We start from the raw sequence: 18,810 nt of genomic DNA, 5'->3' as shown, positions 1-18,810 counted from the left end.
GTCACGCGCCATCAACGATGCGGTGGCGCGCGTGTTTGCCGAAGAACAGATTTACCGCATCGATCACTACCTGGGCAAGGAAGCGGTGCAAAACCTGCTGGCCCTGCGCTTTGCCAATTCGCTGTTTGAGCCTTTGTGGCGGCGCGAGTCGGTGGCCCATGTGCAGCTGACGATCGCCGAGCAGCTGGGCGTCGAAGGCCGCGGCGATTTTTATGAAGGCACCGGCGCCCTGCGCGACATGGTGCAGAACCATCTGCTGCAATTATTGTGCATGGTGGCGATGGAACCGCCGACGTCGATGGACGCCGATGCGGTGCGCGACGAGAAATTGCGGGTGTTGCGCGCCCTTAAGCCGTTCTCGCCAGAGGATATGGAGCTGAAAGCGGTGCGCGGCCAGTATGTATCCGGCGCAGTGGACGGGCAGTCGGTCACCGGCTATCGGCAAGAGCCGGGTGTGGCGCCGCAGTCGCAGACCGAGACGTTCGTGGCCCTGCATGCCGAAATCAACAACTGGCGCTGGGCCGGAGTGCCGTTTTTCCTGCGCACCGGCAAGCGCCTGGCGCATCGCACCGCGGAAATCATCATTACTTTCAGGCCTATCCCGCACGCGATCCTGCCGATGCCGGGCGGCCAGGCCGGCGCCAGCAGCAATCGCCTGGTGATCCGTCTGCAGCCGGACGAATCGATCCAGCTGCATTGCCTGGCGAAACAGCCGGGCGACGGCATGACGGTGCAGCCGGTGGCGCTCGACCTGGCGTTCGACCAGGCATTCAAGCAGCGCCGGGCAGAAGCCTACGAGCGCTTGCTGGTCGATGCCATCCGCGGCAATTTATCGTTGTTCGTGCGGCGCGACGAGCAGGAAGCCGCCTGGCGCTGGGTCGAACCCTTGCAGCGCCACTGGCAGACCAGCAGCGCCGCGCCCAAGCCGTACATGGCCGGCAGCTGGGGGCCGACGGCATCGTTTGCCATGATGGAGCGGGCCGGGGCCCAATGGCCGGAAGACCGCTGAAAAACCGGATTCTGATTGAAGATTCTGACGGATTGAGAAATAAAATTAGAAACGAGGCAGCCTGCCGCCGCCTCGTCCTACTAACAGTATCAGTATTCAAGTGAAAGTTTTACACCATGTCTTCATCCACGATCATGAGTGCTAGCGATATTTCGGCGACTAGCTATCTGGATGGTCCGCGTCTGCTGGCAGATGTCGGCGGCACCAACGCGCGCTTTGCGCTGGAGCGTGCACCGGGCCAGATCGACACGATTCAGACCTTGCGCTGCGCCGATTATGCCGAGTTCGCGCAGGCGGTAGAAACCTACCTGGCTTACAGTGCGGCGCAGGGCGCTCATGCGCAGGTGCGCCATGCCGCCATCGCGATCGCCAATCCGGTGCAGGGCGACGACATCAAGATGACCAATCACAATTGGGCCTTCTCGATCGAAAGCACACGGCGCCGTCTGAACCTGGATACGCTGCTGGTGGTCAACGACTTCACCGCGCTGTCGATGTCTTTGCCGCATCTGGAGCAAGCGCATTGCGTGCAGATCGGCGGCGGCAGGGCGCTCAGCGGCGGCGTGGTCGGACTGGTCGGCGCCGGCACCGGGCTCGGCGTCGGCGGCCTGATTCCTACCGAAGGACGATGGATTGCGCTCGGCAGCGAAGGCGGCCACGTCACCTTCGCCCCTGGCGATGCGCGCGAGGCGGCGGTGCTGGCCTACTGCTGGCGCACCTATTCCCACGTTTCGGCCGAGCGGCTGGTGTCCGGCCCCGGCATCGAAATGATCTATCAGGCCTTGGCCGAGATGCAAGGCATCGCCAAGCCTGAGCCCCTGCAGACTGCACAAATCGTCGAGCGCGCCTTGCAAGGCCAGGATGGTTTGTGCATGGAAGTGGTGGAGTGCTTCTGCGCCATGCTGGGCACGGTTGCGGCCGACGTTGCCGTCACCCTTGGCACTTTGGGTGGCTTGTACATCGGCGGCGGCGTGGTGCCGCGCCTGGGCGAATATTTTGCGCGTTCGCCGTTTCGCGCCCGCTTTGAAAACAAGGGGCGCTTCAGCAGCTATCTGGCGAAAATCCCGACCTTTGTCATTACCGCTCCGTATCCGGCGTTTGTCGGCGTCGCCGCGATCCTTTCCGAGCACCTGGGCGGCGGCAACGCAGTGCCTATCCTGGAAAAAATCCGCAAGGCGCGCGACCAGTTTTCGCCTGCTGAGCAGAAAGTCGCCAGCCTGATCCTGGCGCATCCGCGCGCCGTGATGAGCGAGCCGATTTCAGAAATCGCGCGCCGCGCCGATGTCAGCCAGCCGACTGTGATCCGTTTCTGCCGCACCATGGGCTGCCAGGGCCTGGCCGATTTCAAGCTGAAGCTGGCCTCGGGCGTCACCGGCACGGTGCCTGTTGCGCATAGCCAGGTGCATGTCGGCGATTCGTCGCTGGATGTCGGTGTGAAAGTAGTCGACAACACCATTTCCGCGATGATGGAGGTACGCGATAACCTGAACGCCGATACCTTGTCGCGCGTGATCGAGGTGCTTAGCCAGGCCAGCCGCATCGAATTCTACGGCTTCGGCAGCTGCGGCCTGGTGGCGGAAGATGCGCAGCAAAAATTCTTCCGCCTCGGCATCCCATCGTCGGCCTATACCGACCCGCAGTTGCAAGAAGTCTCGGCCGCCATGCTGAAAAGCAGCGATGTGGTAGTGGTGATCTCGAATTCGGGGCGCCTGCGCCACCTGGCGCCGGCAGTGGAGGTGGCAGTGCATTCCGGCGCCACCATCATTGCGCTGGCGCCAAGCAATTCGCAGCTGGCCAAGCGTGCCCATTACACGCTGGCGGTCGAGCATGATGAAAGCAGCATGATGCATATCCCGATGGTGTCGCGCATCCTGTTGCTGCTGCTGATCGATGTGCTGGCGGTCGGCGTCTCGCTCAACCGTTCCAGTCCGTTCGCCGAACTGCAGCGCCAGGCCAAGCGCGGCATCCTGACCCATATCGCCTCGCTGGGCGAGTCGGACAGCGACAAGATCGCCGCTGAAGGCGACGGCAAATCGGCGCAATCGGCGCGCGGCAACCAGGAAGTGACCTTGTCGCCAAACGTAATTTCGCACATCAAATAAATGGCAATGCGGCTGCCGGACCTTTTTCTTGAAAGAGGCCGGCGATGCCTCCCTAGATGATGCGGCGCAAGGTATTGTCGCGTTTGACAAAGTGGTGCCATAGCGCCGCCAGGGCATGCAAGCCGATCACCCAGTAAAAGACATTTCCCAGCGTCTCGTGGATAGCCTTCATCGATTTGGCCAGATCATGATCGGGGCCGATGACCGTGAATGAGCCCAGTCCTGCCAGGTTGACCGGATGGCCGGCGAGGTTGACGGTCAGGATGCCGAGTATGGGCTGGGCGATAATGAATATATATAGCGCCAGATGCGCAGCCTTGGACAGAAATTGCAGGACCGGCAGATCCGCCAGCGGCGCCGGCGGCGATTGATAGCTGCGCCAGGCGACGCGCACAACTGACAGCATCAGCACGCTGCAGCCGGCCCAGAAATGGGTTGCAGTCCAGAATGCGCGCGAGTCGCTGCCCTTGGGGCCGCGCATTTCAATCGCCAGGTAGGCCAGCGCAACCAACAGGAAAATAGCCCAGTGCAACAGGATTGCCGGCCGTGAGAAACGTTCTTGCGGGGGAAGGGGTGACATGGTCGCCGTTCTATGGAATATGCTAGCGCTGATTCTGGCACACGGGATAGTCAAAAACAATGCCGCCTGACGATCGCCAGGCAGGGATAAAGCTGTCGCCCACAAAAAATGCCCATTCGCACGCGAATGGGCAAAGTCTGGGAGTTACCCAGGGACGTCTTTCACTAATGCCACTCTTCGCAGCAAGCACTACAAGGCAGTACTGACAAGAATGATCGGCGCGCCGAGCTCAAGCGGCGCGCCAACAACGCTTGCCGTCTTTAGAACGAGTGGCTGATACCAGTATAGAACGTGCTTTGGTTCTGTCCAACCAAGCCTGTGCTGTCGCCAGTTTGCACTTGGAAGTCCGTATTCGAACCATTGCGGACGGTGCCGACGCTTGCGTACAGCAGAGTGCGCTTGGACAAGCTGTAGTTGGTGCCCAGCATGAACACGTTTGCGCTGCCGACGTCGTGGTTAAGCTTGACGTGGTAAGCCGCGCCGATCAGTGTCAGGGCTGGAGTCAACTGGTAGTTGGCGCCGAGCCAGAATTGATTGGCTTTGTTGGCTGAAGCCATACTTCCTGCAGCCGCCGTAGAAATGTCTTGCGCCGGCGCCGAAATGTTTTGCCAGCCAGCGAACAGTTTCGCTGGACCGAAGGTCACGTTGCCGCCGACGGTGATTTCCTTGGAGTGCTGAAACAAGCTGTCGTAACTACCGTTGTCATCACGTGCTGCGTCATACATTGCCAGCAACTCATAGTTTGGCTGTACGAAACCAACTGCGAGACCGGTGGTGTTGCCGCTTCCGGAACCAGTCGGGCCCTTTGTAAAGGAGCCTGCGGCTTCGCCGGCGCCATACATGGCGTGGACATACAGGCCGCCCATGGTGTCAGGTGTGATGTACTGGATCTGGTTGCTGGTTTGCGGCCAGTTGCGGCCTTTGAACAAAGTCGAAGTACTGACGTTCTGTTGGCCGGTCGGATCGATGCTCCATACGCGGTCGCTTGGCAGCGCCAGGTCGCGGCCGATTTTCACGGTACCGAAACCGCCGTTCAAGCCAACATAAGAGCGGCGTGACCACAGACGGCTCGAACCGCCGTTGACGCTACCAGTGCTGGAGTCAAAACCGTTTTCCAATGTGAACAGCGCTTTCAAGCCGCCACCCAGATCTTCGGTGCCCTTGAAGCCGAACATGCTGGTGCCCCATTCGTTGCCGCCGACACCCCATTGGCCGCCGCGGGTGAAGCTGCCGTCTGCATTTTTCTGGACTTGATTGCTTTGGTAGTTGATGCCTGCGTCAACGCGGCCGTAGATGGTCACATTGGTTTGCGCTTGGGCCTGGCCGGCGAAGGCGCATGCCAGGACAGCGGCAACCGCGAGCGGCTTGGCTTTCAGAACAGATTTTCTCATTTCATCTCCTAAGTAAAAATGTGGCGTTGACCACTGCTTTCCGAGTCTTGTGTTGCTCGAAATTCTTGAATCGGACTTTGGTTAGTGCGTGTACCTTGGTGCTGTACTTTGCGTTCAGTTAATGCCGATTTCTTTATTGGTATTGATGGTAAACCGATTTATGAAATTTTTGTTTTATTTGTGTAGTTTTACTATATTTCTGTTGCTAATTTACAGCACTATTTAATTGCTCATGCGCACAGCGGCGAGTTGTGGCAGCGGATGGCCTATCAGGAGTGCCCGGATTCGGTGATTAATTTATTTGTTTTCTTGTGGAAATGTTTTTTACTGTATTTTTACTACAAGTAATTTTGATACATTTATGCGCGCCCGGGCAAGCCGCGGACGCGCCAGCATGCACCTAGACCCGCTCCAGCAAGGCATGGACCTGCGCCAGTTGCGGCGGCTTGGCGCCGGCATTCAGGCAAGCGGCTGAGCCGCAGGCAACCGAAAATCGCAGATGTAGCAGCCAGTCGGGGCTGGCGCCGGGAGCCGTGGCGGATTCCTGGATCAGGGAGTAGATGAGCCCGGCGATGCCGGCGTCGCCGGCGCCCACGGTATCGACCACCGTGATCGGCGGCGGCGCTACCTGCCAGTATTCGGCGCCGGCGTGGATGGCGGCGCCCTTCGAGCCCAGCGTCAACAGCACAGTGGCGGAGGGGTTGAAACCGCGCAGGGTGGCCAGGGCGGCTTCGGTATCGTCGCTGCGGAACAGGCCGGCCAGGTCTTCGTCCGAGACCTTGATGACATCTGCCAGCTGCGCCATTTTTTTCAGCACGCTGTCGTAGCGCTGGTCCATCACGTTGCGGAAATTGGGATCGTAGCTGATCTTGACGCCGCGGCTGTGCAGGTCTTCGGCCAGCTCGATCAGTTGTCCTGCCAGCGGCGCGCGGGTCAGGCTGATGCCACCGAAATGCACCCATTGCGCCGCCTGCTGCCAGCCGTCAGGCAGCAGGGCAGCATCGAAGGCGAGGTCGGCGCTGTTGTCGCCGATGAAATTGTATTGCGGCGGCGTGGTTTCATAGACGATCGCCAGCAAGGGCGAGCGCGCGGCGCGCTGCAGGAAGCGCAGGTCGAGTTGGCCAGCCTGGCTGGCGGCGTACAGTTCGTCGCCGAACCAGTCCTGGCTGATGGCGCCGGCAAATGCGGAAGGCACGCCGAGGCTGGCGGCGGCGCGCGCCACGTTCCAGGTTGAGCCGCCGGTCTTGCTCAGCCATTGGTCGGCGCCGACCCGTATCAGATCGGTGAGTGCTTCACCGGCGCTGACGAACTGGGGCAGGGGGCGGGCGGGTTTGTTTGTTTCAGACATGACGGCATCCATGCAATGTGAAGTGTGATTTATGTAGCTTATTTATGTGGCTTATTCGAGCGGGCTGCCGACAGCCGCCAATGCTTCCAGATAGGCGCCCATCGGATGATAGAAGTCGGTCTTGCCGTGCGGCGGCTTTTCCGGACCGTAGCGCCGGTTGTCGCGCTGCAGGATGCGATACCAGCCGCCGCGTTCCTGGTCGATCAGGTGTGCGTCGCTATAGGCCCATAATTTCTGGTAGCTGTCCCAGTAGGCGGTGTCGCCGCTGCGCGCGGCCAGCAGGGCGGCTGTCGCCAGCGATTCGGCTTGCACCCAGAAATACTTGTCGCCGTCGCATACGCTGCCGTCCGGCGCCAGGCCGTACACCAGGCCGCCGGATTGCTGGTCCCAGGCGGCCGGCATGGTGACATCGAACAGCGCCCGCGCACGCGGCAGCAGCCAGCCGGCATCGCCTTGCAAATGCCGGGCATGGCGTTCCAGCAGCAACAGCAGCTTGGTCCATTCGGTCATGTGGCCGGGCTGGAAGCCCCAGGGGCGGAACATGTTGCTGCTGTCATGCCGGTTGTATTCCCAGTCGATGCTCCAGTCAGCGTGATAGTGCTCCCAGATCCAGCCGTCCGCCATGGCAGCCTGGCGCACAGTGATGTTGTGCGCCAGCAGTTCGGCGCGCAGCAGATAGCGCCGTTCACCGGTGGCTTCAAAGGCGGCGATCAAGGCTTCGCAGCTATGCATGTTGGCGTTCTGGCCGCGATACGTCGACACTACGCCCTCGGGCGTGGCCTCGTCAGCGTACAAGCCATCGGCTTCCGACCAGAACAGTTTTTCCATCAATTCAAAAGTAGCGGCGATGCCCTCAACCGCCTCGCCGATGCCGATGTGCGCCGCATGGGCATGCGCCAGCAGGACGAAGGCCAGGCCGTAGCAATGCTGGGTGCGGTCTGCCGGCAAGCCGTTTTCCAGCACCCAGGCATAACCGCCGTACGACGGCTGCCAATGCCGTTGCTGCAGGAAGCGCAGGCCATGGCGCGCAGCATCGCGGTATTCTTCCTTGCGCTCGAGGCGCCAGGCCAGCGCATAGCAGAACACCATGCGGCTGCTGTTGACCAGGTGACGGCTGGCGCTGTTGTAGACGCTGCCGTCATCGTTCAGGTAATGGAAGAAGCCGCCGTTCGGATCGATCGCACGCGGGTGGAAAAAGGCGATGTCGCGCCGCATGCGGTCGCGCAGGAATTCCGGGTCGCGGTAATCGGGCGTGGAAGGAGCTGGTCTCATGTTTGTAGTTTTTATAGGTCAATACAGGCGACGGCCGGCCTGGCAAGCCGTCAGCGGAAAAACGAGTCGAATTGCATGTCGAACTGTTGCAGGGCTTTTTGCGCATTCTGCATTTTCTTGCGGAATTCCGGACCGCGCTTGAGCGCCAGGCCGACCGCCAGGATATCGATCACGACCAGGTGCGCGAGCCGCGCCGAGATCGGCGTATACGGGTCGATGTTGAAACTGAGGTCGATCGGCACCAGCACCGTCGCCAGTTCCGCCAGCGGCGTGCCGCTCGGTCCCAGTACGATGATGTCGGCGCCGCCCTTCTTGGCCAGTTGCACGCTACGCAGCAAGGCAGCATTGCCGCCGCGCTGCGAGATGGCGACCACCGCATCGCCCGGCTGCAGCAACGAGGCGGCGATACTGTGGATATGCGGATCGGAGTAGGCGACGGTAGGAACGCCGGAACGGAAAAATTTATGCTGGGCGTCGGCCGCGACTATCCCCGAAGTACCCTGGCCATAGAATTCGATCTTGTTGGCCTTGAGCAGGACGTCCAGCGCTTTCTGGATGGCGTCGGCGCTCAGATGGTTGCGCAGGTCGAGCAGGGTGTTGATGGAACGGCTGCAGATCTTGTTGACCAGGTCGGCGGCGATATCGTCCTGCGCCAGCATTTCGTTGGCGCCCGGCAGCGCCACCGCCAGGCTCTGCGCCAGTTTCAGCTTGAAGTCGTGCCAGCCTTCATAGCCGATGGCGCGGCAGAAGCGCACCACCGTCGGTTCCGATACCTGCGCATTTTTCGCCAGTGCGGTGATGTTTTCCGCCAGCGCCAGCTGCGGGTTGTCGAGAATGGTCAGGGCGACCTTTTTCTCCGACTTCGAGAGCAGGTCGATCTGGGTCTTGATCGCGTCCAGCAGCATTGTCATGCCGGGTCCTTATAGCTCTGGCAGCGCTTCTTCGCGCCATTGCAGACCGTCGCGCGCAATCAGGGCGCTGGCCGCCGCCGGGCCCCAGGTGCCGGCGGTGTAAGGAATCGGATCGTCTTCTTCCTGGTCCCAGAATTCCAGGATAGGCTCGACCCATTCCCAAGCCGCTTCCAGTTCGTCGCTGCGCATGAACAGGGTCAGCTGGCCGCGCAAGACGTCCAGCAGCAGGCGCTCGTAGGCTTCCATGCGGGGCGATTTGAAACTCTCGCGGAAATTCAGTTCCAGCTCGACCGGCTTGAGGCGCATGCCGTCGCCCGGGGTCTTCGCCATCAGGTTCAAGGTCAGGCCTTCGTCCGGCTGCAGGCGGATCACCAGGCAGTTAGGCTCGAAGCTGCTGTTCGGCTGGGCAAAGATCGAATGCGGAATGGTCTTGAAGCGGATCACGATTTCCGCCAGCGAATCGGCCATACGTTTGCCGGTGCGCAGGTAAAACGGCACGCCGGCCCAGCGCCAGGTGTCGACTTCGGCTTTCAGCGCGACAAAGGTTTCGGTACGCGAATGCGGATTGGCATCTGCTTCTTTGCGATAGCCGGGTACGGCGACGCCTTCGACGTGGCCGGAGCGATATTGTCCGCGCACCACGTTTTGCGCCAGCGTGGTGGGCGTGAAGCGCTTCAGCGAGCGCAGCACCTTGAGCTTTTCGTCGCGTACTGCATCCGGCGTGATCGATACCGGCGGTTCCATGGCGACAATGCATAGCAGCTGCAGCAGATGGTTTTGCAGCATGTCGCGCAAGGCGCCGGAAGTTTCGTAGTAGCCCATGCGGTTGCCGACGCCGAGTTCTTCGGCGATGGTGATCTGGACATCGGAAATCCATTCGCGGCGCCACAGCGGTTCGAACAGCACATTGCCAAACCGCAGCGCCAGCAGGTTTTGCACGGTCTCTTTACCGAGGTAGTGGTCGATGCGGAAAATCTGCGATTCGGCAAACACCTGGCCGACTTCGGCGTTGATCTGCTTGGCGCTGGCGAGGTCGCGGCCGAGCGGCTTTTCCAGCACTACCCGCGAATTCGACGTGGCCAGACCGCTGGTAGCCAGGTTCTTGCAGATTTTCGAGAACAGGCTGGGCGGGGTCGCCAGGTAAAACACATTGGTGATGGCGTGGTCGGGCCGCATGGCTTCCACCAGCGCTTTGTAGGACGAGGCATCGGTGGCGTCCATGCCGACATACTTGATGCGCTGGCAGAAGCGCGCCCAGACGGCAGCGTTGAAGCTTTCCTTGCTGATATGCGGCCTGGCGTCCTGTTCCACATGCTTGAGGAAGTCGGCGTCGCTGCTGTCATGCCGGCCGATGCACAGGATGCGAGCATCCGGCGGCAAGTCGTTGGCGCGGTCGCGCGCATACATCGCCGGCAGCAATTTACGCATTGCCAGGTCGCCGGTGCCGCCAAAGATTGCCAAATCAAATTCTGCGAGAGCCATTGTTTTCCTTTGCGGGACAGCCGGCCGCCACGCGGTGGCCTGTTATCCCCAGCTAATTAAGTGAAACTAAGTAAGTGAGATATTAAATTGCAATTGCACTGTCTGCATCCGGCAGACTAGAGCGCTGCGCGCGCCAGCGCAATCAAGCCGTTGGTCGAGCTGTCATGGCTATGGCTCTGCTGCGCCGACGTCCCGGTCAGTTCGCCAAGGATGTTGCTGGCCAGGACCTTGCCCAGCTCGACGCCCCATTGATCGAAGCTGTTGACGTCCCAGATGACGCCTTGCACGAATACCTTGTGTTCATACAAGGCGATCAGCGCACCCAGGCTGGCGGGCGTCAGCGCATCCATCAGGATGGTGTTGCTGGGACGGTTGCCGGGGAAGGTGCGGTGCGGCAGCAGGGCGGCGATCTGTTCTGCCGGCATGCCCTTGGCTTGCATCTCGGCCTGCACTTCATCCGCGCTTTTGCCGCGCATGAAAGCTTCCGATTGCGCGAAGCAGTTCGCCAGCAGCGCAGCCTGGTGGCCCGGCAGTTGGTGGCTGGCGTGCAGGGTAGCGATGAAGTCGACCGGCGTGATGTCGCTGCCTTGATGCAGCAGCTGGAAATACGCATGCTGGCCATTGGTGCCGACATTGCCCCAGATGATTGGGCAGGTCGCCACTGCCTGCGTGCTGCCGTCCAGTGTGACGCGCTTGCCGTTGCTTTCCATTTCCAGCTGTTGCAGGTAGGACGGGAAATTGCCCAGGTCCTGGTGGTAAGGTGCAATCGAGACTGAGCGATAGTCGAAGAAGTCGCGGTACCAGATGCCCAGCAAGGCCATGATCACCGGCATGTTCTGTTCCAGCGGCGCGCTCTGGAAGTGCTGGTCCATGGCATGGGCGCCGGCCAGGAATTCGCTGAAATGCTCGAAACCGACTGCCAGCGCCACCGACAGGCCGATCGACGACCACACCGAGTAGCGGCCGCCAACCCAGTCCCAGAACGGGAACATATTGTCCGCATCGATGCCGAATGCAGTGACGCCTTCGACATTGGTGGAGACCGCGGCGAAATGCCTGGCCAGGTCGGACTCGCTGGCGGCGGCGCCGTTTTGCAGGAACCAGTTGCGCGCAGAGTGCGCGTTCATCATGGTTTCCGCTGTGGTGAAGGTTTTCGAGGCGATCACGAACAGCGTCGTTTGCGGATCGACTTGCTGCAGTACAGCGTCGAGGTCGTCGCCATCCACATTGGAGACGAAATGCAAGTGCAAGCCATCCTGCTGGTAAGGACGCAGCGCCTGGCACACCATCTTGGGACCGAGGTCGGAGCCGCCGATGCCGATGTTGACGATATCGGTGATCCGCTTGCCGGTATATCCCAGCCAGGCGCCGGAACGAACTGCGATCGTGAAAGTCTGAATTCTCTGTAGCACGGCATGGATATCGGCGCTGACTTGCTGGCCGTCGACCACCAGCGCCGGCAGGGCGGGCGCGCGCAGGGCGGTATGCAGTACGGCGCGCTGTTCGGTGGTGTTGATCTTTTCGCCGGCGAACATGGCCGCGCGCCGGCTTTCGACCTGGCGCTCACGCGCCAGGGCAAACAAGTGCGCCATGGTGTCCGCGGTGACGTTGTTTTTTGCGTAATCCAGGAATAAGCCGGCAGCCCTGAGCGAGAACTGTTCGAAGCGGGACGGGCTGGCGGCGAACAGTTCGCGCAGCGGCCGTTCTTTGACGCTGGCGTAATGATCGTGCAAGGCTTGGAAGCTGGCGGTAGTATTAAGCGCTGTCTGTGGCATATCCGGAATCTTCATGGTAAGTCAGGAATTTATACGACTATACAACGTCGACGGTAATTTCACTACAAATTATTTTGTAGTTTGCTGAAACTGCCTTATCTTTCGCTTGTCTTTCGTTGTCTGAGCGCGATGTTTCCCGATTGCCGCTTCGTCCGTTTCAGCGTCGCTGTTATTGCTCATTGTGAGGCGGGACTCGCGGTTTCCTGCAGATACGGCCCACTTTCAAAAATCACAACGGAAGCGGGAATGGGTTTGCAAATTAACGGCGAACCGATATTTTGTAGTAAAATTTCAATTCGTCTACTGTTTCAAGGATTTTCATCATGTCTGTTCAAGCCAGCGTAGCCAAAGTCACCGAACGTATTGTTGCACGCAGCCAGCCTTACCGCAGCGCCTACCTGGCGCGCCTGGAGCATGCGCGCCGCCAGGATGTGCAGCGCGGCGCGCTGTCCTGCACCAACCTTGCACACGGTTTTGCCGCCTTTCCAGTCAATGATAAGTTGAAACTGAAACAGGACAAAAGTTCATCGATTGCGATTGTATCTTCCTACAATGACATGCTGTCGGCGCATCAGCCGTTCGAGCATTATCCGCAGATTATCAAGGAAGCAGTGCGCGCCGCCGGCGGCGTCGCCCAGTTTGCCGGCGGCACGCCCGCCATGTGCGACGGCGTGACGCAAGGCCAGCCGGGCATGGAACTGTCCCTGTTTTCGCGCGACGCAATCGCCATGGCGACTGCGATTGCGTTGTCGCACAATATGTTCGACGCCGCGGTCTATCTCGGCATCTGCGACAAGATCGTGCCCGGCCTGCTGATCGGCGCCCTGCATTTCGGCCACTTGCCGGCCGTGTTCATTCCCGGCGGCCCGATGACCAGCGGCATGAGCAACAAGGAGAAAGTGCGCATCCGCCAGCTCTACGCGGAAGGCAAGGTCGGCCGCGCTGAATTGCTGGAGGCGGAAGCGCAGTCCTACCATAGCGCCGGCACCTGTACTTTTTACGGTACCGCCAACAGCAACCAGATGCTGATGGAAGCGCTCGGCCTGCATCTGCCGGGCTCGGCTTTCATCACGCCTAACACGCCGCTGCGCGAAGCCCTGACCGCGGAAGCCGCGCGCCAGGCCTTGCGCATCACCGATCGCGGCAACCAGTACCTGCCGGTCGGCCATGTCGTCAGCGAGAAAAGCATCGTCAACGCCATCGTCACCTTGCTGGCGACCGGCGGCTCCACCAATCACACCTTGCACCTGGTGGCGATCGCCAAGGCGGCCGGCATCGTCATCGACTGGAACGATTTCGACGCCCTGTCGGCCGTGGTGCCGCTGGTGACCCGCATCTATCCCAACGGCGATGCCGACGTCAATCATTTCCACGCTGCCGGGGGCACCGGCTTCGTGATCCGCGAACTGCTGGATGCCGGCCTGATGCATGAAGATGTCAAAACCATCCTCGGCGACAGCTTGCGCGCCCATTGCGCCGAACCGTTCCTGCAGGGCGATACGGTAGTGTTCAAACCGGCTCCCGAAAAGAGCGGCGACGACTCCGTGCTGCGCACCGCCAGCGCGCCGTTCTCGGCGGATGGCGGCTTGCGCCTGCTGTCGGGTAACCTGGGCCGTTCGGTGATCAAGATTTCCGCCGTCAAGCAGCAGCACTGGGTGGTGCAGGCGCCGGCCATCGTCTTCCATTCGCAAGAAGCCTTCATGGCCGCCTTCCGCGCCGGCGAGCTGGACCGCGATTTCATCGCCGTGCTGAGCCACCAGGGACCGCGCGCTAACGGCATGCCGGAACTGCACGCGCTGACGCCGGCGCTCGGTATCCTGCAAGATGCCGGCCGCCACGTCGCGCTGGTCACCGACGGCCGCATGTCGGGCGCTTCCGGCAAGGTGCCGGCGGCGATCCACGTCACACCGGAAGTGCTGGCTGGCGGCCCGCTGGGCCTGGTGCGCAACGGCGACATGATCCGCCTCGACGCCGAGAAAGGTATACTGGAAGCCTTGGTGCCGGCCGAAGAATGGGCGCAGCGCCAGCCGCAGGCAACTGACCTGTCAGCCAACCATGTCGGCATGGGACGCGAGCTGTTTGCCATGTTCCGCACCACGGTCAGCGCGGCGGAAGAGGGCGCTACCTGCTTCGGTCTGCCGCCTGCAATGCCGACATCGACAGAAGCCGCAGAGTCGGCGCATTCAGAACAACCACAGAAAGCAACGCTATGACATCCTCAAATCTCTTGTACGGTAATCAGCTGTTAGACATCATGCGGGCGTCGCCGGTGATCCCGGTGATCGCTATCGACGACATCGAATATGCAGTGCCGCTGGCCAAGGCGCTGGTGGCAGGGGGCATCCGCGTGCTGGAAGTGACTTTGCGCACCGTGCACGGCTTGCCGGCTATCCGTGCGATTGCCGAGCAGGTGCCGGGCGCGATCGTCGGCGTCGGCACGCTGACCCAGGCCGATGAATTCGTCGCCGCGCGCGACGCTGGCGCGGTGTTTGGCGTCTCTCCTGGACTGACGCCAGCGCTGATCGCCGCCGCCAAATCCAGCGGCTTGCCGCTGCTGCCTGGCGTCATGACGCCGTCCGAAGTGATGGCGGCGCGCGAAGCAGGTTTCCGCCAGCTGAAGCTGTTCCCGGCGGTGCCGGCCGGCGGCGTCGGCATGCTGAACGCGATTGCCGGCCCTCTGGGCGACGTCACTTTCTGCCCGACCGGCGGCATTTCGCTGGAAACGGCGCCGGATTTCCTGGCTTGTAAAAACGTCGCTTGCGTCGGTGGTTCCTGGCTGACGCCGAAGGACTTGCTGAAGGCCGGCGACTGGGCTCGCATTACCGCCCTGGCTGCCGCCGCCAGCAAGTTGCGCAAGGTGCTCTGACCGTATTTCCTCCTCTGAGCAGGCCCGCATGGTTTTTCTGCCATGCCGGCCTGATCGACCCGGCCTGCGCGCCATCTTCCCTGCAAATAAGTATTTCACCGCATTTCTTCTCAGATTAATCCTATATTCAGTAGCAAAAAGGCATGTTACTCTGGCCTTCAGACATTCCGGTAATAGCTTTTGCAAGTCACATTACTGGACGTCATCAAGAGAAGTTGTTATAATGATCGGCTCTCAACAACATCGTGCTTTCTCAACAGCACATTTTTGGGTTTCGTGGCTCGCGTCAGCGGGTTGTCTCATGCTTCGGCAGCGCCGGAGTTTCATCAAGCGTCGGGGAATTCATCCTCGCATTCTGTACCGCCCCATGCGGTAGTCGGCTCGTTCAATGTCCTCCCTGCGGGAAGACCGGACGGGATCATAAAAAATTGTTTGTTTGTCGCGCTGACAGGTTCCGGCTATTCCGGTACGTGCTCGGTGGTCATTCAATATGCATCGCCAGACAAAGTCGGATTCGCGGTCACGGGCCAGGCCCTTGCACGCCGCAGACTTTTTCCGGCCATGCTTATGGAAGGGAGAAAGCATGACAAATCGCTATCGCAACGCCATGATAGGCGCTGTCGTCACCGTTCTGGTGGTGGCTGCAATTGGCTGGTCGATTGGCCCCGCAGTGATCCGCCAATATCAGGGCGACCTGATCTACTACACCGGGCGCCACCTGGTGCTGGTGGGATGGTCGCTGTCATTGTCGCTGCTGTGCGGCATCCCCGCCGGCATCCTGCTGAGCCGGCCGTACTTTGCCCGGCACGCCGAAAAATGGATGCAGCTCTTCAATATCGGCAACACCATTCCTTCCATGGCGGTGCTGGCGCTGGCGCTGGCCTTGTTCGGCATCGGCGACAAGCCGGCCATCATCGCCTTGTGGCTGGCGGCGCTGCTGCCCATAGTGCGCAATACCTATGAAGGCTTGAAGCTGGTATCGCCGTCCATGAAAGAGGCAGCCAAGGGCATCGGCATGAAGCCGCTGCAGGTGCTGTTCCGGGTCGAACTGCCGAATGCCTTGCCGATCATCGTCGGTGGCGTCCGCACCGCGCTGGCGATCATCGTCGGCACCGCGCCCTTGTCGATCCTGATCGGCGGCGAAAGCCTGGGCGGCCTGATCTTTCCCGGCATTTATCTGAACAACCAGGGGCAATTGCTGCTGGGTGCCACCGCCACCGCGGTGCTGGCCTTGCTGCTGGATGCGATCGTCTCGCTGGGCAGCAATGCTTATCTGAGCAAGCGCGGACTGTTGCGCTGATCCACCTCAACCGGACAAGGAAAAACCATATGCAAAATCTATCTCAAGCCGCATCGCGCATTGCTGCGCTGCTGGCCGTGACACTGAGCTTCATGGCGCCGGCCGGCGCCGGCGACCTGGTGGTGGGCGGCAAGAACTTCACGGAGCAACTGATCCTGTCGTCGATGACCCAGCAATACCTGAGCGCCAAAGGCTACACCGTCGATCTCAAGAACGGCCTCGGCACCACCATCATGCGCCAGGCGCTGGAAAGCGGCCAGATCGATATCGTCTGGGACTACACCGGCACGGCGTTGATCGTCTATAACAAGATCGATGAAAAGCTGGACCAGGAGCAGTCCTATGAGCGCGTCAAGCAACTCGATGCCGCCCGCAACCTGATCTGGCTCAAGCCGTCGGCCTTGAATAATACCTACGCCCTGGCGGTGCCGCAAAAGCGCGCCGAGGAAGAGGGGCTGAACACGATCGAGGACCTGGCCAGCAAGATCAACCAGAGCCACCAGCAGGATCCGGATAAAAAATACCTGATCGGGGTCGATTTTGAATTCGCTTCGCGCCCTGACGGCCTGGAGCCGCTGCAAGCGCTGTATGGCTTTGCCTTCGATCGCAGCGAAGTGAAGCAGATGGACGCCGGCCTGGTGTACACGGCCTTGCATAACGACCAGCTGAATGTCGGCCTGACTTATTCCTCCGACGGCCGGGTGCAAGGATTCAACCTGAAGCTGCTGGAAGACAGCAAGGGCTTCTTCCCGTTCTACAGCGCCACGCCGATCGTGCGCAAGGAAATCCTCGACGCCAATCCGCATCTGGCTGAACAGCTGGACGCATTGTCGGCCAGGATCGATACCGCCAAGATGACCGAGATGAATAAGAAAGTGGATATCGACCAGTTGCCGATCGCCCAGGTAGCCGCGGATTTCCTGCGCGCCGAAGGCTTGATATGAGAGGCGCGCAATGACATTTTATAACTACCTGTTAAGCGCCTGGCCCGAAATCCTGCACCTCACCATCCAGCATCTGATGCTGGTCGGCATAGCGGTGGGCCTGGCGATCCTGATCGGCGTGCCGCTCGGCATCGTCATGATCCGCCATCGCTGGCTGGCCAGTCCGCTGATGGGCCTGGCGACCGTGATCCTGACCTTGCCGTCGATTGCCTTGTTCGGCCTGATGATCCCGCTGTTTTCGCGCTTCGGCCAAGGCCTGGGGCCGCTGCCGGCGATCACCGCGGTGTTCCTGTACTCGCTGCTGCCGATCATGCGCAATACCTACCTGGCGCTGGACGGCATCGAACACGGCATCAAGGAAGCCGGCATCGGCATCGGCATGACCTTCTGGCAGCGCTTGCGCCTGGTCGATCTGCCCTTGTCGGTGCCGGTGATCCTGGGCGGCGTCCGCACCGCGGTGGTGATGAATATCGGCGTGATGGCGGTGGCCGCGATCATCGGCGCCGGCGGCCTGGGTGTGCTGATCCTGCACGCCATCAGCCAGAGCAATATGCAAAAACTCGTTATCGGCGCGGTCCTGATCAGCTTGCTGGCGATTGCCGCCGACCTGCTGCTGCAGTGGCTGCAGCGCCTGCTTACACCGAAAGGAATGCAAAAATCATGATTCAACTCGACCAGCTCAGTAAAGTATTCACACAAAAAGACGGCGCCAAGGTCAAAGCCGTGGATCAGGTTGACCTGACGGTTGCCGAAGGCGAGATCTGCGTCTTCCTGGGACCATCCGGCTGCGGCAAGACCACCACTCTGAAAATGATCAACCGCCTGATCACGCCGACGTCCGGCCGCGTGCTGCTGAACGGCGAAGACACCACCGGCATCGATGAAGTCAGCTTGCGGCGCCAGATCGGCTATGTGATCCAGCAGGTCGGCCTGTTTCCCAACATGACCATCGAAGAAAACATTACCGTGGTGCCGCGCCTGCTGGGCTGGGACAAGAAGCGCTGCCATGAGCGCGCCACCGAACTGATGGCGATGGTCGCGCTCGATCCGAAGCGCTTCCTGAGCCGCTATCCGCGCGAGATGTCGGGTGGCCAGCAGCAGCGCATCGGCGTGATCCGGGCGCTGGCGGCCGATCCGCCGGTGCTGTTGATGGATGAGCCGTTCGGCGCGGTCGATCCGATCAACCGCGAATCGATACAGAATGAATTTTTCCAGATGCAGCGGGCGCTCAACAAGACCGTCATCATGGTCAGCCACGATATCGACGAAGCCATCAAGCTGGGCGACAAGATCGCCATTTTCCGCGCCGGCAAGCTGGTGCAGGTGGATCATCCGGATACCTTGCTGGCGCGGCCCAAGGATGAATTCGTCGCCTCTTTTGTCGGCCAGGACGCGACCTTGAAGCGCCTGCTGCTGGTGCGCGCCGGCGATGCCGCCGCTAATTCGGCCACCGTGCTGGAAGACGCCAGCCTGGCATCGGCCTACGGCGTCATGGATGATAACGACTATCGCTACGTGACGGTGACGAATGCCGCCAACCATGCGCTGGGCTATGTGGCGCGGCGCGATGCGCGCGGCGCGCAGGGCGCCTGCATCGACAAGATGAAGCCGTTTACGGTGAGCGCCACGCCCGATGAAAACCTGCGCGTGGTGCTGTCCAAGATGTACAAGCACAGCACCAGCTGGATGCCGGTGATCGACCAGGACAACAGCTACCTGGGCGAAGTTACCCAGGATTCGATCGCTGACTATCTCAGTTCCGGCCGTACGCGCAGTAGGGTGGGCATGTAATGCCCACGCGTCACGTGTGATGTGCCGCCGGCCCTGGTG

15 protein-coding genes are annotated in these 18,810 nt (G+C 60.8%); 8 read left to right on the top strand and 7 right to left on the bottom strand.

The window, feature by feature from the left end; translation table 11 throughout:
- On the top strand, positions 1-1,009 hold a 1,009-nt coding region (zwf, locus tag VNZ65_RS11325), incomplete at its 5' end, for a glucose-6-phosphate dehydrogenase (RefSeq protein ID WP_325668983.1).
- 134 nt (positions 1,010-1,143) lie between these two features.
- Positions 1,144-3,111 carry a glucokinase gene (locus VNZ65_RS11320; protein WP_414649102.1) on the top strand — a complete coding sequence of 656 codons (1,968 nt, stop codon included), beginning with the start codon at positions 1,144-1,146 and terminating at the stop codon, positions 3,109-3,111.
- 52 nt (positions 3,112-3,163) lie between these two features.
- Here VNZ65_RS11320 and VNZ65_RS11315 read toward each other — a convergent pair whose 3' ends face one another.
- The 7 genes from VNZ65_RS11315 to pgi all read right to left on the bottom strand — a co-directional run bounded on the left by VNZ65_RS11315 (position 3,164) and on the right by pgi (position 11,870).
- On the bottom strand, positions 3,164-3,691 hold the full coding sequence (locus tag VNZ65_RS11315) for a cytochrome b (protein WP_325668979.1): 528 nt from the start codon (positions 3,689-3,691) through the stop codon (positions 3,164-3,166).
- A 260-nt stretch (positions 3,692-3,951) separates the two neighbouring features.
- Positions 3,952-5,082: a porin gene (locus VNZ65_RS11310; protein ID WP_325668977.1), complete on the bottom strand. Its 1,131-nt coding sequence runs from the start codon at positions 5,080-5,082 to the stop codon at positions 3,952-3,954.
- A 400-nt stretch (positions 5,083-5,482) separates the two neighbouring features.
- On the bottom strand, positions 5,483-6,430 hold the full coding sequence (locus VNZ65_RS11305; protein WP_325668975.1) for a carbohydrate kinase: 948 nt from the start codon (positions 6,428-6,430) through the stop codon (positions 5,483-5,485).
- 51 nt (positions 6,431-6,481) lie between these two features.
- Positions 6,482-7,702: an AGE family epimerase/isomerase gene (locus VNZ65_RS11300; protein ID WP_325668973.1), complete on the bottom strand. Its 1,221-nt coding sequence runs from the start codon at positions 7,700-7,702 to the stop codon at positions 6,482-6,484.
- Positions 7,703-7,752: 50 nt separating this feature from the next.
- Positions 7,753-8,607 (bottom strand): SIS domain-containing protein, encoded by an 855-nt coding sequence (locus VNZ65_RS11295; RefSeq protein ID WP_061946325.1) that lies wholly within the window; start codon positions 8,605-8,607, stop codon positions 7,753-7,755.
- A 15-nt stretch (positions 8,608-8,622) separates the two neighbouring features.
- The gene (gene zwf, locus VNZ65_RS11290) at positions 8,623-10,095 is read right to left on the bottom strand and encodes a glucose-6-phosphate dehydrogenase (protein WP_325668971.1); all 1,473 of its coding nucleotides are present in this window, start codon (positions 10,093-10,095) and stop codon (positions 8,623-8,625) included.
- Positions 10,096-10,211: 116 nt separating this feature from the next.
- On the bottom strand, positions 10,212-11,870 hold the full coding sequence (gene pgi, locus VNZ65_RS11285) for a glucose-6-phosphate isomerase (RefSeq protein ID WP_325668969.1): 1,659 nt from the start codon (positions 11,868-11,870) through the stop codon (positions 10,212-10,214).
- A 323-nt stretch (positions 11,871-12,193) separates the two neighbouring features.
- Here pgi and edd point away from each other — a divergent pair, with 323 nt between their 5' ends.
- The 6 genes from edd (at position 12,194) to VNZ65_RS11255 (ending at position 18,771) form a co-directional block, all read left to right on the top strand.
- A complete protein-coding gene (gene edd / locus VNZ65_RS11280) occupies positions 12,194-14,083 on the top strand; it encodes a phosphogluconate dehydratase (RefSeq protein ID WP_325668967.1) in 1,890 nt (629 codons plus the stop codon).
- Complete coding sequence (locus tag VNZ65_RS11275; RefSeq protein ID WP_325668966.1) at positions 14,080-14,736, top strand: bifunctional 4-hydroxy-2-oxoglutarate aldolase/2-dehydro-3-deoxy-phosphogluconate aldolase; 657 nt, start codon at positions 14,080-14,082, stop codon at positions 14,734-14,736. The genes edd and VNZ65_RS11275 overlap by 4 nt, the downstream gene beginning before the upstream one ends.
- A gap of 607 nt (positions 14,737-15,343) precedes the next feature.
- Positions 15,344-16,036 (top strand): ABC transporter permease, encoded by a 693-nt coding sequence (locus VNZ65_RS11270; RefSeq protein ID WP_414649101.1) that lies wholly within the window; start codon positions 15,344-15,346, stop codon positions 16,034-16,036.
- Between the two features lie 29 nt (positions 16,037-16,065).
- On the top strand, positions 16,066-16,980 hold the full coding sequence (locus VNZ65_RS11265; RefSeq protein WP_325668962.1) for a glycine betaine ABC transporter substrate-binding protein: 915 nt from the start codon (positions 16,066-16,068) through the stop codon (positions 16,978-16,980).
- 10 nt (positions 16,981-16,990) lie between these two features.
- Entirely contained in the window at positions 16,991-17,644 is a 654-nt protein-coding gene (locus VNZ65_RS11260; RefSeq protein WP_325668960.1) for an ABC transporter permease, read from the top strand.
- Entirely contained in the window at positions 17,641-18,771 is a 1,131-nt protein-coding gene (locus tag VNZ65_RS11255) for an ABC transporter ATP-binding protein (protein WP_325668958.1), read from the top strand. Before VNZ65_RS11260 ends, VNZ65_RS11255 begins: the two co-directional genes overlap by 4 nt.
- Positions 18,772-18,810 lie beyond the last annotated feature (39 nt).

Origin of the sequence: Collimonas sp., from assembly GCF_035566555.1 — a bacterium.
Taxonomy (GTDB): Bacteria; Pseudomonadota; Gammaproteobacteria; order Burkholderiales; family Burkholderiaceae_D; genus Collimonas.
Note: the sequence above shows the minus strand (reverse complement) of the source record. Positions and strands in the feature narration are given on the sequence as shown.

What these genes read in the sequence shown, in the direction of transcription:
- VNZ65_RS11305 (WP_325668975.1), bottom strand. Translation starts at nt 6,430, where the DNA reads ATGTCTGAAACAAACAAACCCGCCCGCCCCCTGCCCCAGTTCGTCAGC.
- edd (WP_325668967.1), top strand. Translation starts at nt 12,194, where the DNA reads ATGTCTGTTCAAGCCAGCGTAGCCAAAGTCACCGAACGTATTGTTGCA.
- VNZ65_RS11320 (WP_414649102.1), top strand. Translation starts at nt 1,144, where the DNA reads ATGAGTGCTAGCGATATTTCGGCGACTAGCTATCTGGATGGTCCGCGT.
- VNZ65_RS11275 (WP_325668966.1), top strand. Translation starts at nt 14,080, where the DNA reads ATGACATCCTCAAATCTCTTGTACGGTAATCAGCTGTTAGACATCATG.
- VNZ65_RS11300 (WP_325668973.1), bottom strand. Translation starts at nt 7,702, where the DNA reads ATGAGACCAGCTCCTTCCACGCCCGATTACCGCGACCCGGAATTCCTG.
- VNZ65_RS11270 (WP_414649101.1), top strand. Translation starts at nt 15,344, where the DNA reads ATGATAGGCGCTGTCGTCACCGTTCTGGTGGTGGCTGCAATTGGCTGG.
- VNZ65_RS11255 (WP_325668958.1), top strand. Translation starts at nt 17,641, where the DNA reads ATGATTCAACTCGACCAGCTCAGTAAAGTATTCACACAAAAAGACGGC.
- VNZ65_RS11265 (WP_325668962.1), top strand. Translation starts at nt 16,066, where the DNA reads ATGCAAAATCTATCTCAAGCCGCATCGCGCATTGCTGCGCTGCTGGCC.
- zwf (WP_325668971.1), bottom strand. Translation starts at nt 10,095, where the DNA reads ATGGCTCTCGCAGAATTTGATTTGGCAATCTTTGGCGGCACCGGCGAC.
- VNZ65_RS11295 (WP_061946325.1), bottom strand. Translation starts at nt 8,607, where the DNA reads ATGCTGCTGGACGCGATCAAGACCCAGATCGACCTGCTCTCGAAGTCG.
- VNZ65_RS11310 (WP_325668977.1), bottom strand. Translation starts at nt 5,082, where the DNA reads ATGAGAAAATCTGTTCTGAAAGCCAAGCCGCTCGCGGTTGCCGCTGTC.
- VNZ65_RS11260 (WP_325668960.1), top strand. Translation starts at nt 16,991, where the DNA reads ATGACATTTTATAACTACCTGTTAAGCGCCTGGCCCGAAATCCTGCAC.
- VNZ65_RS11315 (WP_325668979.1), bottom strand. Translation starts at nt 3,691, where the DNA reads ATGTCACCCCTTCCCCCGCAAGAACGTTTCTCACGGCCGGCAATCCTG.
- pgi (WP_325668969.1), bottom strand. Translation starts at nt 11,870, where the DNA reads ATGCCACAGACAGCGCTTAATACTACCGCCAGCTTCCAAGCCTTGCAC.